At 61.0% G+C, this 14,634-nt stretch carries 17 protein-coding genes and 3 pseudogenes; 6 read left to right on the top strand and 14 right to left on the bottom strand.

What is annotated here, in order from left to right:
- Positions 1 to 396, top strand: coding sequence for a cytochrome o ubiquinol oxidase subunit IV (gene cyoD, locus HWN72_RS20195; RefSeq protein ID WP_211151185.1), 396 nt, complete (start codon positions 1 to 3; stop codon positions 394 to 396).
- A 30-nt stretch (positions 397 to 426) separates the two neighbouring features.
- Here cyoD and HWN72_RS20190 read toward each other — a convergent pair whose 3' ends face one another.
- Together HWN72_RS20190 and HWN72_RS20185 are read right to left on the bottom strand one after the other, a co-directional pair.
- Positions 427 to 915, bottom strand: a complete 489-nt coding sequence (locus tag HWN72_RS20190; protein WP_211151184.1) for a DUF2721 domain-containing protein — start codon at positions 913 to 915, stop codon at positions 427 to 429.
- Positions 916 to 1,042: 127 nt separating this feature from the next.
- Entirely contained in the window at positions 1,043 to 1,897 is an 855-nt protein-coding gene (locus tag HWN72_RS20185) for a hypothetical protein (protein ID WP_211151183.1), read from the bottom strand.
- 120 nt (positions 1,898 to 2,017) lie between these two features.
- Here HWN72_RS20185 and HWN72_RS20180 point away from each other — a divergent pair, with 120 nt between their 5' ends.
- Positions 2,018 to 2,620: a DedA family protein gene (locus HWN72_RS20180; RefSeq protein ID WP_248006177.1), complete on the top strand. Its 603-nt coding sequence runs from the start codon at positions 2,018 to 2,020 to the stop codon at positions 2,618 to 2,620.
- A gap of 89 nt (positions 2,621 to 2,709) precedes the next feature.
- On the opposite strand, the gene HWN72_RS20175 is transcribed toward HWN72_RS20180, so the two are convergent.
- From HWN72_RS20175 to HWN72_RS20160, 4 genes and pseudogenes are all read right to left on the bottom strand, one after another.
- Positions 2,710 to 3,228 carry an MgtC/SapB family protein gene (locus tag HWN72_RS20175; protein ID WP_211151181.1) on the bottom strand — a complete coding sequence of 173 codons (519 nt, stop codon included), beginning with the start codon at positions 3,226 to 3,228 and terminating at the stop codon, positions 2,710 to 2,712.
- A gap of 147 nt (positions 3,229 to 3,375) precedes the next feature.
- Positions 3,376 to 3,717 (bottom strand): annotated as a pseudogene (locus HWN72_RS20170) (integrase); the annotation flags it as partial.
- Between the two features lie 230 nt (positions 3,718 to 3,947).
- Positions 3,948 to 4,691: a S9 family peptidase gene (locus HWN72_RS20165; RefSeq protein WP_211151180.1), complete on the bottom strand. Its 744-nt coding sequence runs from the start codon at positions 4,689 to 4,691 to the stop codon at positions 3,948 to 3,950.
- A complete protein-coding gene (locus tag HWN72_RS20160; RefSeq protein ID WP_248006176.1) occupies positions 4,691 to 5,794 on the bottom strand; it encodes a DUF3182 family protein in 1,104 nt (367 codons plus the stop codon). The genes HWN72_RS20165 and HWN72_RS20160 overlap by 1 nt, the downstream gene beginning before the upstream one ends.
- Before the next feature lie 437 nt (positions 5,795 to 6,231).
- Between HWN72_RS20160 and HWN72_RS31875 the strand changes: the two genes are divergently transcribed.
- From HWN72_RS31875 to HWN72_RS20145, 3 genes and pseudogenes are all read left to right on the top strand, one after another.
- The gene (locus tag HWN72_RS31875) at positions 6,232 to 6,372 is read left to right on the top strand and encodes a four-helix bundle copper-binding protein (protein WP_309141584.1); all 141 of its coding nucleotides are present in this window, start codon (positions 6,232 to 6,234) and stop codon (positions 6,370 to 6,372) included.
- Positions 6,373 to 6,404: 32 nt separating this feature from the next.
- Positions 6,405 to 7,397 carry an SDR family oxidoreductase gene (locus HWN72_RS20150; RefSeq protein WP_211151179.1) on the top strand — a complete coding sequence of 331 codons (993 nt, stop codon included), beginning with the start codon at positions 6,405 to 6,407 and terminating at the stop codon, positions 7,395 to 7,397.
- Positions 7,398 to 7,429: 32 nt separating this feature from the next.
- Positions 7,430 to 7,555 (top strand): annotated as a pseudogene (locus HWN72_RS20145) (DUF3008 family protein); the annotation flags it as partial.
- Positions 7,556 to 7,631: 76 nt separating this feature from the next.
- Here the strand turns inward: HWN72_RS20145 and HWN72_RS20140 are convergent.
- Positions 7,632 to 8,027, bottom strand: a complete 396-nt coding sequence (locus tag HWN72_RS20140; RefSeq protein WP_248006175.1) for a hypothetical protein — start codon at positions 8,025 to 8,027, stop codon at positions 7,632 to 7,634.
- Positions 8,028 to 8,489: 462 nt separating this feature from the next.
- Between HWN72_RS20140 and HWN72_RS20135 the strand changes: the two genes are divergently transcribed.
- Positions 8,490 to 9,038 (top strand): class I SAM-dependent methyltransferase, encoded by a 549-nt coding sequence (locus tag HWN72_RS20135; protein WP_248006174.1) that lies wholly within the window; start codon positions 8,490 to 8,492, stop codon positions 9,036 to 9,038.
- 4 nt (positions 9,039 to 9,042) lie between these two features.
- Here the strand turns inward: HWN72_RS20135 and HWN72_RS20130 are convergent.
- The 7 genes and pseudogenes from HWN72_RS20130 to HWN72_RS20105 all read right to left on the bottom strand — a co-directional run bounded on the left by HWN72_RS20130 (position 9,043) and on the right by HWN72_RS20105 (position 14,441).
- Positions 9,043 to 10,554 (bottom strand): annotated as a pseudogene (locus tag HWN72_RS20130) (erythromycin esterase family protein).
- On the bottom strand, positions 10,475 to 11,038 hold the full coding sequence (locus HWN72_RS31630) for a protein-L-isoaspartate O-methyltransferase (RefSeq protein ID WP_256434601.1): 564 nt from the start codon (positions 11,036 to 11,038) through the stop codon (positions 10,475 to 10,477). Before HWN72_RS31630 ends, HWN72_RS20130 begins: the two are co-directional and overlap by 80 nt.
- Before the next feature lie 56 nt (positions 11,039 to 11,094).
- On the bottom strand, positions 11,095 to 11,700 hold the full coding sequence (locus HWN72_RS20125) for an isochorismatase family cysteine hydrolase (protein ID WP_309141583.1): 606 nt from the start codon (positions 11,698 to 11,700) through the stop codon (positions 11,095 to 11,097).
- Between the two features lie 32 nt (positions 11,701 to 11,732).
- Positions 11,733 to 12,230: a DUF4142 domain-containing protein gene (locus tag HWN72_RS20120; protein WP_248006173.1), complete on the bottom strand. Its 498-nt coding sequence runs from the start codon at positions 12,228 to 12,230 to the stop codon at positions 11,733 to 11,735.
- A 35-nt stretch (positions 12,231 to 12,265) separates the two neighbouring features.
- The gene (locus tag HWN72_RS20115) at positions 12,266 to 13,357 is read right to left on the bottom strand and encodes an alpha/beta hydrolase (RefSeq protein ID WP_211151175.1); all 1,092 of its coding nucleotides are present in this window, start codon (positions 13,355 to 13,357) and stop codon (positions 12,266 to 12,268) included.
- A 72-nt stretch (positions 13,358 to 13,429) separates the two neighbouring features.
- Positions 13,430 to 13,618: a hypothetical protein gene (locus tag HWN72_RS20110; protein ID WP_211151174.1), complete on the bottom strand. Its 189-nt coding sequence runs from the start codon at positions 13,616 to 13,618 to the stop codon at positions 13,430 to 13,432.
- 130 nt (positions 13,619 to 13,748) lie between these two features.
- Positions 13,749 to 14,441 carry a Crp/Fnr family transcriptional regulator gene (locus tag HWN72_RS20105; protein WP_211151173.1) on the bottom strand — a complete coding sequence of 231 codons (693 nt, stop codon included), beginning with the start codon at positions 14,439 to 14,441 and terminating at the stop codon, positions 13,749 to 13,751.
- Positions 14,442 to 14,634: the final 193 nt, after the last annotated feature.

Here is a 14,634-nt window from a genome sequence, read left to right as displayed (position 1 = left end):
ATGGAAAATCGCGCCGACCACGAACGCGATCCTCACGATGCCGCTCCTGGCGACGAAGCAACCGACATCGGCGAGTTGTCGGGCGGGATAAAGGGCTATATCATAGGCCTCGTCCTGGCGGGCCTGCTGACCGGACTTTCATTTCTGCTCGTCAACGTCGAACTGATATGGCGCCCCGCGCTGCCGATGGCGCTTATCGTGCTGGCAGTCGCGCAGATGGGCATCCACCTCGTCTTCTTCCTGCATGTTACAACCGGCCCCGACAACACCAACAACGTGCTTGCCCTGGCCTACGGCGTGCTCATCGTGGGGCTCGTGATCTTCGGTTCGATCTGGATCATGAACCATCTCCACCATTCCACGATGCCGCTGGCGGGCGGCATGCACGGAATGTAGCGGATTGCCGAGCCGCGCCGCCATAGCGGCCTAACGTTTCGACCTACCTTCCACATGTCCGGCTTCGCCGGCAAGTTCAGGCACGTCGCGCAGTTCGTCGTCCAGTTGCCTGCGCACGATCCGCCCTTCGGCCATGACCACGATGGCGGCCACGATCACCAGCGCAAAGCCCAGGTACGTGGCCGCCGTGCCAGCGTAAGTAATGAAAAGATTGGCCGGGACGAGCACGTCCGCCGCGCCGAAGATAAGCGATGCAATCAGCGAGACGGCGGCAACCAGGCCCGTCATCGTTGCCCGGCCCATCAGCGTGCAACGGGTACGGTAGGTGACGATCTGGTCCTTGAGGTTGCCGGCGCGCGCTCCTTCATGGTCGTTGGATCTGTAGTCGCCGACGGCAGACCGATAACGATCGAGCGCGCTATCGTAGCGTTGCTGCAGAAAGCCCATGAATATCCAGGCCGCGAACACGATCGCCGCATTGGGTCCCACTGCCTTCAGGACATTGCCGAGTTGAATCATATCCTTGACCTCCGGTTGCCAACAAGATTTTGAGGCGCCGGATGGCCGACCGCCCCTAACCACCTGACTTTCTGGCAATGCCCGGACCACCACGCAGGTTTCTCACTTCTGATCTCGTTTAACGCCGTTATTCCCAACTCAATATCAGGCGTCCATTCGCGGGGACGCGAAAGTCCACCCGGTCCGGGCAAGTCTCCTGCGGGCGCAGCATGTCGCCGGCGATCGTCAGCAGCTTGGCCTTGACGGGCTGTCGCCGCTTCAGGCGCACGAGGCTGACCTTGGCGCTGCAGTTCTCGCCGCCGTCCAGGGAGAGGGTAAGCGACCGATCGCCGGTCCGCTCCAAAGCACGCACGAAATGATCGCAGTAGAGACGGAAAGGCGCGTCCTTGACGTGGTGAAAGGCGCGAGAAGCGAAGATGAAAGCGGCGCCCGCGCCATAGACCTCCTGGCCGACCTGTCCGGCTACTTGCCCATCGGCATAAAGGTCCTCCAGTGGAAAGGAGAGTTTGCGATCAACATGGCCATTGGCTTCGCGCTGTTCGGGTGAGATGGCCTCGGGCGGCAGCGCATCTGGGTAGAACGACCAACCGCGATCCAGTGCATACTTGCAATATTCGGAGATCAAAATGCGTGCCGCCGGCTCAAGGTCAGGCCCGCCATCTTTCAGATAATGTTCGAAACCGGCAAAGGAGTCGAAGCATTCGTAGATGGCCATGTACGCAGCATCCTGAAGGCACGTTACACCCAGGAAGTTGCGGTAGTGCGCCGCGTGTTCGATCTCGCTTTCCCAGATTTCGCAATTGTGGAAGAAGTTGGCGACATAGACATAACTCTGTTCAAGGTAGATGTCTTCGCTGGTGATCCGCCAAAACCGCATGCACGCTGCCGCACCCCATGCGGTCAAATTCGCCTGGTAGTTCAGTTCGAAACGCAACCCCATCGCCGCCTCCAGAGCCAGCAGCACCTTGATGTGCAGGTGCACGCACAACCAAATCCGGTCTTGTCTCGTCTCTTCGTTTCACAGAGTTGCTGCCTGGAGCGATCTATAACGTTGCGACGTTCATGCCGGCATGGCCGGGACGCCCGGTCGAGAACATGGAGCATGATTTTGACCGACTGGATAACGCAGATGATCGAGCAGATGGGTTACGTGGGTATCGCGCTGCTAATGTTCCTGGAGAACTTATTCCCACCTTTGCCATCTGAAGTCATCATGCCAATGGCCGGTTTCACCGCTAGCAAGGGCACGCTCGGTCTGACCAGGGTTCTCGTCGCGGGGACAGGCGGAACTCTCGCTGGAGCTTGCTTCTGGTACGCCGTGGCTCGCGTAGTAGGGAACGAGCGGTTGAAAAAATGGGCTTACCACCACGGACGTTGGATCACGCTGCAGCCGCAGCAGATCGACGAACTGAAGGCTCGCTTCGAGCACCACAGTAACTGGGCCGTGCCACTCGGTCACCTTGTGCCTGGGGTCAGAACGCTCATTTCAATCCCAGCAGGCATTTTTCATATGAGTATCAGCCGCTTCATATTCCTGACGGCGCTTGGAGCCGGGCTTTGGACAACGGCTTTGGGTGTTGCCGGTTACATCCTGGGCACCAAGTTCGATGCTATCGAGCGTTACCTCGGCCCTGCAAGCACCTTGATCATGGTTAGTATTTTAATCGTCTACATCTATCGCGTGTCGACCTTCAGAAAGAGCTGATCTCCCTATTAAAAAACCTAGCACCGGATTTTTTGAGGTCACAGGTTGATCGGAACTCTCGAAACAGACGGACAATGTCCTCGCCGTGCTTACGTATCGTCCACCGGGTCTTTTCCGGCAGGAGAAGCAGATCCTCGGCGGTTAGGCATCTGTATTTCTTCTGGATGGCCGTCTGTTTTATCGCGCCGAGGGAATACGCGCTCGGCCAACGTCACTGCGGCAAGCAACAAAAGCGCAAGCGCGGTCCCTGCCGTTACCAAGACGTACTGCCCGGCTCCGGCGGTGATCCCTACCGCAGCCGCCATCCACAGGCTGGCGGCGGTGGTCATGTTCCGCACATCCCCTCCCCTCACAAATATGAGACCGCCTGCAATGAACCCTATTGCCTGCGCGAGACCTTGAATGACGCGAACGGGATCACCTTCACCATGGTGCTCCACGAGCTCCAGCGCAGATAAGGTGAGCATGCCGGAACTGAGTGACACGAGGCCATGCGTACGAAGACCGGCATCATGGCCACGCCGCTCTCGTTCGAAACCAAGAACCAGACCCAACACCGTGGCCAAGCCGAGTCTCGCAAGGGTCGTGGTCACATCATCTTCAAGCATCTTCCGTCCGTTTCAAATCGGATCCATTAGATATAACATATTACGCCACGCTCGTGACTGATATGCAGCCTCGCGTGATCTTCGACTCCGGCTGCTTGGTCAACGGTGGTAAAACAATTTTGCTCCAGCAACCACCCGCCGCCAGCCCTAACCCTGCTTCTTCATAAGTCTCCCGGCCGCCCCATGCTCTGCGGCCAGGTTACGATTATAGGCGTGCGGCATACGAAGCTCTCCATCGTAGCGCGTCCATGATCCCATCCACGGCCTCCATGCTGGCGAACCGGTCCTGGTTTAGCCCAGCCCGGGTCGGGTGGCCGCTTACTCGTGCAGAAGGCGTCCCAGATCGTCCATCGCCAGGTCCGGAAGTGCGCCTTCGTCGAACGTGCGCCGAATAATCGCGCGCCAGATCAGCCCGATCGAGCCGGGATGAAGGGCTCTTTGCCCCAAGGCGTACTCGGCGCTTGCCGCCACTGCGGGCTTCGGCAGAGTTTAGCGCCATCGGGCTATACGTAAACACGGTTGCGCCTCAAACGAGTGCCCCGCCCGGCGTGCGACCGCCCTGCCCCACGGTTTCAACTAACTGCCATCGGTCTTACTGAGTACCGGTCCAATGATCGAAGCGGACTCGACGTTTCAACCCCCGTTCTGTTGGGGGGCGTTCGCGCCACGCCAAGCCGATTGAGAATTGTTGCCAGATCGCATGCCTCTCGCTTGCCGCTTCATACTGCCGTCCGGCGACCACCCCGGACCATTTCTTCGATCCAAGTAAGCAGCAAATCATTGTATGCCTTTCGACACGCCTCGTTTCGCAGCGCATGATCCGCCCCCTTCATGATGCGATAGCTCAGCGAGTTGGTACGCTGAAACGCGCCCATGAAGGAGCTGATCGCCGGATGAGGCACATAATCGTCATATTCCGATTCCACGATTAGAACATCGCCACAGAAGGCTTCACACGCTGCCAGCGCCTTATCGTGGTGCCCGGTGCGAAAATGGCTACGATACGTCACGATCTCGGCACGCGGCAGCAGGGCTTTGGGAACATCCCAATGATCGTCGGGATAAAGCGCTGGAACGCGTAGCGCCAGCCATGCAACCGAGCGGTGCAAAGTAAGCAAAGTCGCCAGGTACCCACCGTAACTGGTCCCCACCACGGCGATAGCGGTGGGATCGACCTCCTCCTGCGACGCCAGGAAATCGTAAGCGGCAATCACGTCGGCGAGCCCGTCCGATCGCGTGACGAGGTCCCGTTTCCCATCGTGCCCGGCATGCCCGCGCAAATCGAACGTGAAACAGATGCAGCCGAGCTGAGCGATCTCCTCGGCGCGGGCTAGGTCCTGCTCCTGCGACCCACCCCAGCCGTGGATGAACAGTACCCCAGGGATGAGCTTGGCAGGCGACAGCAGCGTGCCCGCGAGCTTTTCACCGCCAGCGTAAATCTCGACCGGGTTTCGCCCACTCATCATCGTGTCATCGCATACTTGATCAGGGGGCCGAGCACCGGATCGATGCCGCTGAAATAGATCGCGGCGCCTGGCGGGGCTTGTTCGGCCCCGCCGTATATCTCGACGGTGGATGCTTCGACCGACGTGCAGGCAGGATAAGCGGCGAAAACTTCGAAGGCCGCGATTTCCGCACCGCTTGCCCCGCCCACCCGCCAGCTCTGTTCCAGCACACCTATTTGTTTGTTGCCGCGCCCATCCAGGCCCGAAACTACGTCGTAGTTCCGACGCGATGCGAACATCGAGGGGTAAGCGACAGATACCGCCCGGTCGTAATGCTGGGCCCGATCAATAACCTCGGCAAGTTCGGGGCCGAGTTCTAGACGCCTAAGTTGCAGCCAGCCTCCTCTCACGCATCGCAAATGAGAACCGCCATAGACCTCCTCTTCAAAATTATTGAGCGTCAGGCTCTGCGTGCCCCAATAGGCGATCGACATCCCGAACAGTGTCGCAATGCCCACGCTATAAGTCGTAACGTCGGTGAGGTTTTCCTCGATTACGAGCCCGGTTTGGGCAAGCACTGCTGCATCCATGGCGTCGATCTCGACATCGAGGTCGTCGGCATCGCGGACCACCGTCTGACCCATTCCGGAGGTCGCCTCCACGTCCTTGAGCCTGACCGGCCCGTGATCGAGCAGAAGCCGGCCGGCAGCGGATGCATCCGCGCGGGAGAAAACCGAAAAGCCGCGCAGAACCGCGTCACCCAGTTTGCCGCCGAGCGCGTGCGACCATTCGGGCGGCGCCTGCGCACCTTGGAACGGCAATCCGTGCGTAATGACTTTGGTGGCCACGAAGCGCGCTGGAACCGCACCTCCGTAAAGTTGCGAAGCATCGAAAATCCCCATCGCAGCAGCGGCCTCCACGAGCATCGTGTCGTCAGGCACGAATAGTTCTCTGGGGCGTGCCACTTCGGCGGTTTCGCCCGCCGTGCCGCCGCAGAGGTCAGCGATCCGGCGCATCAGTTCGGATCTCGCGGCGATGTCGTGAACGTTGGTCATAGCCGCGCCGCCCGTGGCATAGGCTCGGACTATGCAGGCTGATTTCCGGTTTTCCATCTCGGCCATCTTTCGCGCTCCGCCACTTTTCGATGTTGAAAGAATGCGCCATCAGCCTGGAAGTTCAGGAGACATGATACCTGTTACGCTCTCACTCGCTGAGCGACTGGCTTTCACCAACCCAAGTTATACCGGTGGAACACACAAGGCGCGCCGACCGTCATCGCCATAACCGCAGCGTATAACATAACGGCAGGTAAATGAATGTCGGTCCACAAGATGATTTCTCTCCATCCCGGTGTGGAGACACTGAACGAAGCTCTGGCCACTGCCGCGCGTCGCGCGATGTTCTGCGCGGTCATGTGCAACTCGTGCGCCGACGCCTGCTCGGCCGAGACCATGGAGATGCGTCAATGCATTCGTAGTTGCCTCGACTGCGCCGACGTGTGCGACGCCACGGCCTGGCCGTGCGGCGCACGGGCAGCAACATCGCGGTGCTACGTTCGATGATAGAAACCTGCATCCGCGCCTGCGACCTGTGCGCCCAGGAATGCGCGCGGCGCCAACACGAACATTGTCGCCTATGCGCCGAGATGTGCCGCGAATGCGCGAAGGACTGCCGCACGGCGCTTCCGACCATCCAGTGATCCAGCTCCATCCAACGCGAAAGAACCGACCCATGACCTTCGAGGCAAACGCGTCCCGCCGTGATCTCCTGGGCGTTGCGGCAGCCGGCTACGCTGCTGCCGTCGCAGCGCCGGCCGTGGCGCAGGAGAAGCATAGCCCCGGTGCGCCGACCAGCACCCGTGCCGCAAGCTATCCCAAGCCGCCATTCCCCAAGCAACGGCAGCCTTGGCCCGGCCTCACCGGAAAGATGACCCCGCGCCCCGACCACGGCGAAACCAGCTATCGCGGGTCCGGCAGACTTACCGGCTGCAAGGTGCTGATCACCGGCGGCGACAGTGGCATCGGCCGGGCCGCGGTGATCGCCCTGGCGCGCGAAGGCGCCGACATCGCCATCAACTACCTGCCCGAGGAGGAGCCGGATGCGATGGACGTCGGCCAGTTGGTGGAGCAGGCCGGCCGCCGGTTCGTCAAACTGCCCGGCGATATCCGGAACGAGGCATTTTGCCGCAAGCTGGTCAGCGATGCGGCACAGCGGCTCGGCGGGCTGGACGTCCTGATCAACAACGCGGCGCGGCAGGTCAGCCAGACATCGATCCTCGACATTACCACAGAGCAGTTCGATACGACGCTCAAGACCAACGTCTACGCCATGTTCTGGCTGACCAAAGCCGCGATACCGTTGATGAAGCCGGGCTCGGCAATCATCAATACGACGTCTGTAACCGCTTACGATCCGCCAGAGAACATCATCGACTATGCCTGCACCAAGGCGGCGATCATGAACTTCACCAAGGGCCTCGCCAAGCAGTTGGCCAGCAAGGGCATCCGCGCCAATGGCGTGGCGCCGGGGCCTGTCTGGACGCCGTTGCAGGTCACTGGCGGGCAGGAGCCGGAGACGCTGACCGAATTCGGCGCCGACACGCCGCTGGGCCGGCCCGGGCAACCGGCGGAACTTGCCCCGTTGTATGTCGCGCTTGCCGATCCCGCGTTCAGCTACACGACGGGCCAGATCTTCGGCGCGACCGGCGGCCGGGGCGGGCCGTGAGCCTTGGACGACAAGCATGAAGGAGAAGGAAGATGCCAGCAAAGTCCGCAGCACAGCAGAAGGCCGCTGGCGCGGCCCTGTCGGCCAAGCGCGGCGATACGCCCGAAAGCAACCTGAAAGGCGCGTCGCGGTCCATGGAGAAATCCATGAGCGAAAAATAGCTTGAAGCCATGGCTTCGACCAAGCGCAAGGGAAAACCCGAGCACAAGCGCAAGAGCGACTGAAGCGCCCGGGTCACCCGAGTGTCGCTACGGCGTGCGTCAGTACCGGACAGGCAGAATCCGGATCGGGATTGGCATGTCCAAAGGCACCCATCCTTGCGAAGCAATCAAATCGCCGCTTTCTGCCGGATGACGGCCACGGCTGCGATCGAGCGACCAAGATGTGAAACGTGCTTCCATCCGGGCGATCGGTTTCGCCAGCGATGGCGACGATCATCGTCTGCAGCCCGTTTCCGTCACTGACCACGCCAACGATGTTGCCCTTGTTCTGCGAGGGCAGGCAATCGTGGCCATCCGCGCCCAATTTCAAAGTGATGTGGTCGGCTATGACATCGGGCCACTCTGGAGGAAACCGTTCCAACAACGAGCTTCTCTCCTGCGTATCAAGCTTCCATCCAATCACGGACATCGTCCCATCCTCGGTCTATTTTCGATACAGGCATCAATGCGCTCTCCTGTCTATGCAGTTCCCTCGGATTGATTCATTTAAAGATATCTGGAACGCCAGAATCGTCCGCGCGTGTCGCAACCATTCCTGCGGGCGGCACCCGCGATGGCCTTAACTTTTGACAGTGACCGGAAACCGAACGCGGAGAGGGATCTTCTAAGGTTAAATGCAGCCGCAGGTGCCCACTATGCATAAGATTCTGACGAACGATCAAAGCCTTCGACCCAAGCCCAGCGCCTCACTCACGTTGGCGGAAGAGCAGCGCCTGGCAGAGGTCGCCAGTCGGCCCGCGCGCAAAGACGACGGCAGGCGCTTTGTGGTGCCCGTTTTCCGGAACTGAGCACTGCTCGCACCATGGCAACCCGGTTACGCCCGGCTCCCGCGTCAACGCATGGTCGAAACGATTTGCGATCGGGCCTCAGTTTGTCTTTCAAGGAATTTCTGCGCTCGCCGCTCGGCGTGGGATCGGCGTTTCCCGCTTCGCGTTGTCTGATCCGCCGAATGCTTGCGCCGATAGATTGGAATAATGCCTGCTGGGTGGTCGAGTACGGCCCCGGCGCCGGAGGATTTACTCGCGCCTTGCTGGACCTACTGCCGGACCAAGCAAGGCTCGTGGCGATCGACACGGGAAAGTGGTTCATACGCGGGCTAGAAGAAAACCTCCCCGACGAGAGACTGTACCCAGTGGCCGGGTCCGCCGCCCAGGTACGTTCGATCTTGTCTTGCTTGGGCATCGAGCAGGTCGACTGCATCGTCTCCGGCCTGCCGTTCTCTACGTTGCCCCCATCGGCGGCGAGGAAGATCATGGACGACAGCCGCGCCGTGCTTGCTCCCGGTGGCCACTTCCTGGCCTATCAAATGCGCGACGCGATCGCCCCGCTGCTTCGCGAACGCTTCGCCAAGGTGGAAACCGGATTCGAATGGCGGAACGTGCCACCATGCCGGCTCTACTGGGCGACCGGCGTTCTTTGACCTATTACCCGAACGGATAGGTTTCGGGCACGCTCCGGTGATGTTCGGGACCCAGCGGAGTGACCGCCCGAGTCTCGTCGAACCAGACGAAGGCGTCAAACTGCTGGGATAGTGTCGCCTGGCTGTAGTGGCTCCACAGTTCCGTGTCGGGGCGGTAAATGACGCCGATGAAGCGCTCGAGCATCGGCTCCGACAATCGACGGCACAGCGCCGTGTTACGCTCGGGCGAAAGGTCGACGAGGCACCTTGGGACTCCGCTATTATGGAACTGTCGCTCGTAACTGTTTCGGCGAGACGGGTTGACGCGCTTGATCTCCGCGTCGCCGTCCCAGTCGGTCGCGGCGGCCACCGTGCCGCAATGAGTGCCGAAGCCGACGAGCGCAACCGATTCGCCCCAGCGCTCCCGTGCGAGCTGGCCGATGTTGTGTTCATCCCGAGACATGCCCATGTCGGTGTAGCGTGCGTCCCCGATGTGGCTATTGTGCGCCCATACGATCGCTTTCGCATCCGGTCCCTTGGCCTCAAGCAAATGCTCGAGCGTTTGGAACATGTGCGTATCACGCAGGTTTCAGCTTTCCGATCCGCCGTAGTACATGATCCGGTAGTACCGCTCGGCCGATGCTATTAGCTTGGCATTCTGCGCGGCATCGAGGAAATCGTCCTTGTCACGCTCCGCGTAATCCAGCCGCTTGGCCAGGAGAGCCCGGCACTGTTCGATCACCGCGTCCTCGCACTCGGCATAGCCCCGGCTCAGGGCGGCACGGCCATAAGTGGCGGGGTCCTTCTGCCATGGCATTAGGCATCCATAGCGTTCGCGGGCGGTCCGGGCCGCATCCGGGTCGACCCGATCGAGGTAGCCCAGCACGGCTCCGATCGAAGCTGACATGTTGTAGATGTCGAGGCCGTAGAAACCCGCTCGTGCCGCCGGATCTTCCACCCCGCCGTTATGCTCGCGCAACCACGCGACCAAGGCCTGAACATCAATGTTGCGCCACATCCATGTCGGGAAGCGCTGGAACGAACGCTCCGCGCCACCGCGCTTTTCGCGCAGGCGGACGTACCGATCCACGCTGGCGGCATCGGGCCAGTCTGCCTCGACCGCGACGATGGTGAAACCATGGTGGGCGACCAGATGACGGGTAATCGCTGCGCGCGCCTGGTAGAACTCGCTGGTGCCGTGGGTCGCCTCACCCAGCATAACGAGCCGGCGATCGGCAAAGCGATCGAACAGGACGCCGAATGCCGGATCGTCGAAAGCGGGCAGCGGTTCGGCGGCCTTGGCTATCATCTGCGGCAGAGTCAGATTGCGCGACGCGCCCGGCGCATGGTTGCTTGCCGCCAGGCTGCCGTCCTCCAGCCAGCCTTCGGCCCCGATCAGCGGCACGAACTTCACCGCCCCCAGTATTTCGGTTTCGAAATGATCGGTGCCGATGCGCCTAACCTTGCACAACATCTGGTTCCCCAGATCGCCCACCGGAACGACCATGCGGCCCCCAGGCGCCAGTTGTCGCTTCAGAGCGTCGGAGATGGCCGGGCCCGCCAGCCGTGACCATGATCGCGTCGTAGGGGCCCGCGTCCGCCCAACCTGTCGTGCCATCACCGACGTGGATGTCGACATTGTCGTAACCGAGCGCCGCGATCCTGCAAGCGGCAAGCCTGGCTAGGGCTTCGTATCGCTCGATCGCGGTCACCCGTCCGGCAATGCGGCTGGCCACGGCGGCGGCATAGCCAGAGTCGGCACCCACCTCCAGCAAGCGGTCGCCCTCCCCCACCTCGGCCGCCTCGATCATCAGTGCGACGATGTAGGGCTGCGAGATGGTCTGTTCTTCCTCGATCGGAAGCGCGGAATCATCATAGGCGAATTCCTCCAAGTCCTCGCGCACGAAACGTTCGCGCGGAACGGTGCGCATTGCCTTAAGCACGCGCCTGTCGTGGATTCCGCGCCGGACAAGCTGGGTGTCGACCATGCGGCCGCGAAGCACCTCGAAGTCGGGCAACATTGTGTTTACGCCTTTCTCTTTGTCCGCCTAGGACGCCACTCCTGACGCTATTCCGCTCACGTCTCACCGCGCAGCCAGTCGGCCAGAGACAGCTCGGTACTGGCCGAGGTCTGGGCGCCCATCGAATTGGCCATGATCTCCAGCGCCCACCGCTCGCGCTCGGCGCATTCCGCCGCCACGGCGTCCGCGGGGACCCACAGGGCATAGTCGCGCATGTGCGCATCGGCTGCCGTGAACAGGACACATATGTCCGCGGCTACGCCGGTAAGGACCAGTTTCGTCACGCCAAGCTTGGGCAGCAGCACCGGCAGGTTCGTTGCGTAAAAGCCCGAAAATTGCGGCTTGAACACGAAGAAGTCCCCGTCGCTTGGCTTAATGGCGCGCGCTACGGAGTTTCCCGTTTCGAGGACCTCATGGACGATCTGCGCCCGTTCGGAATGCCATTGGCCGAACTTGTCGTTTACATAGATCACCGGCAGGGCGCACGCTTCGAATTGCCTGCGCAGCAGGCCTATCGCCGTTGCCGCCTCCAGCGCCCTGGGCTCCAGTTGCGGGGCACCGGGAAAGTCGAAGCGGTTGATCATGTCAAGGATAAGGAGTGCCGCCCCGCCGCCCGGCTGGTCGTGCTCGGGAGCCTGCGTATTGCTTGAACGCTCCTTCACCGTTGCGAGCCCTCCAATCTATATGACCCCGGCTACATCGCCTTGAGCATGTCGATATGATGCTCGACCACCGGCACGACGTCGGCGGCCACGGCCTTGAGCGGCCCCGAGGTGCCGTCCTTCGCATAGGCCCTGTGAACCGCCAGGGCCTGCTGATGGGCACTCTTTTGCTGCGCAATATATGCAGCATCCCGCGCCGTTCCGCTTTCGGCCTTCAGTCGTGCGATCATCTCCGTCTGCGCCGGAGTGAGCATGGGCGGTGCTGCCTTGATCCTGGACTTGGCCGCGGCCGCCTTGACTTTCGCCGTGCTCTTGGTGTGGTCTGCAACCATCATTGAGGCGAAGCTCTTCACTGCAGGGTTACTGGTTGTCTGAAGGACCATCTCACTCGACTGTCGCTCGTAAAGATCGCTGGCACCGGCGGTCTTGACGAACTCGCTCGGGGTCATCGCCTGCGCCATCGCGGGCGATGAGAACGAAAGGAACACCGGCGCCAACAGCGCGGGCATGGTCAGTAGCAGCTTGTTCAAGATACCTCTCCTTCAATGATCCGTTCGGTCCGGCTTCAGTCTGCGAGGGCGGACTTAAGCTTCTTGACCGCGTAAGTCTCCGCCTCCCAGGCACCACGCACGATCTGACCCATGCCGAAGAATTCGTGGGTGACGCCGGGAAAGGTGCGCTGGTCAACCGTGACACCGGCCGCCTTGAATGCGCTTGCAAGCGTTTCTCCATCCGAGCGGAGCGGATCGATTTGCGCATTTATGACCGTCACCGGCGGCAGGCCCTTGAGCAACGCCGCGACGAGGTTGATGCGCGGGTCCTGCTGGTCTGCCTGCGAGGCAGAGTAGTAATGACCGAACCATTTCAGCATGGCTGCATTGAGCGGCTTGGCATTAGCGGAGTCGGTCCGCGAGGGTAGGGTCATGGAACTGTTGGCGATCGGATAGACCGACAGGATGTGGACCGGCAGCGCCAGCCCCTCGTCGCGTGCCCGGATAGCTGTCGCCACCGCGAGATTGCCGCCGGCACTCTCGCCTGCCAGCACGATCCGCCCGGCATCACCACCCCAACTGGCCGCATTCTGCAACACCCAGCGATAGGCCATCGCCGCATCGTCGTGCTGCGCCGGAAACTTGAACTCGGGTGCATGGCGATATTCAACCGAGACGACGATCGCGTTGAGCTGCTTGGAAAGGAAGCGCGGGGTCGCATCGTACGTGTTCACATCCGCGATGACCCAGCCGCCGCCGTGATAATACACGATCACCGGGAGCGTTGCCGTGCCGGCGTTTGCCGGGCGGTAGATGCGCGCAAATTGCATCGGATCATCGCCGTATGGCACGTCTTTGGTCGTTACGGTGGAATCAGGCGCGGTCGACATGCCCTTCTCCCGCATCACCGCCTTGGCGGCATCGGCGACCGACGGCTGGAGCCGGGCCTTGAGCGGCGTGAGCGTCTCGATCGGCTTGGCACCGAGAGCCATAAACTTGTCGAGTACCATCTGCATGTCAGCGGCAGCGGTCGCCGGAGCCGCAGTCACCTTTGGTGGTGAGGCCGGCGGCGGCGCGTCGACGGAGGCAAGGGACTGCGCAAGGCATGGCATGGTAGCCAACCCCAGGACCGAGGCAAGGCATGATGCGTAGGCAAACGTCTTCATGAGCGGCACCTTCTGCCTTTCGTTTCTGCATGGCGGTCTCAATGCAATGCTGACCGATCGACATGCGTTTGATCAGGACAAACCGTTGACTTCCCGAGTGCCGGTTCGCTGTTCCTGTTCCAGCTTGTCGGCATGCCAGATGTTGCGACCGACGAATGTGACGATCACGATCAACAGGATGACGGCCACCGTGATCGCCCCCATGATACCCAGCCGCCTGCTGCCGGGCTGTTTCGGTTTTCTGCCGCGACGCGGTGCCATGGTGCTGCCTCTCGGTCCGGTTTCTCTAATCTTCGAAACCAAGGTTGGATTACCAGGAAAGCCGAATTCCATTAAGGGGTTCCGCTTCGCTCTCATAACAAACGGATTTCATGTGTTTGTATAAAGTGGGTTAGTATAAAGGTTTGGCCTGCCCCGCGGCATGCGCCGTTCCACCGTTCAAAGAGCACGAAATCTGGTTGGGAACTGCCGACCCGTTCGCTGCGCCATCGCCCCGGTCGCGCCTCCTGAGATGGAGAATCTTGCCTGTGAAACGCAGGGAACCACGCTCCCTGAGATCGCCCATTACTCGATTGACGTGGACGGGTGTAAGGCCGACGATATCCGCAATGTCGTGTTGCGTCAGCGGTACGGTACAACTGCCGTTCGCCACCCTGCCTACTTGCGCCATGCGGTCGTAAATCTCCTCCATGAGCGCCTCGACCCGTTCGATCGCAGTCTTGCGCCCCAATCCGACGATCCAGTCGGTCTGACGGTTGAAGGTCCTCATGACTTCGCCCAATAGCTGCATCACACCCTGTCCAGGCTTTGCATGGACCGTCGCCAGCGGAATTTCCGAGACCCGCACCTCGGTCAGCGCCATGACCGGCAGGTCGGCGCGGCCGGCCAACATCCAATGCGCCTCGCAATAGTCGCCCGGCAAGAACAGCGCCGTGATCTGCCGCCGGCCCTCGGGAAGTACACGATACCGGCATGCCCAGCCTTCCTGGAGCTGGTAAATGGTGTCCTGAACGTCCCCACTGCGCGCCAGATGATCATGGCGGCGAAAGCTGCGAATATTCTCGGCAGGCTGAATAGACTTCATCGAGTCCCTCTAATCTCCCCCCAACGAGAAGAGATTACTTGATCCAGCCGCGGCAAAAATTAACATAGTTTGTCCCGGCACTACGTTAAAGACGAAATGCCCCCAGGCTGCGATAGACACTCGGCACCTCCAGCTTCGGGGGCCTTTCACTAACCAAGGTTAAACAACCGGAGCTCATCGCCGGGTTTGGAAT

Source organism: Novosphingobium sp. HR1a (assembly GCF_015594425.1).
GTDB lineage: Bacteria > Pseudomonadota > Alphaproteobacteria > Sphingomonadales > Sphingomonadaceae > Novosphingobium > Novosphingobium resinovorum_A.
This window is presented reverse-complemented; position numbering and strand designations above follow the sequence as displayed.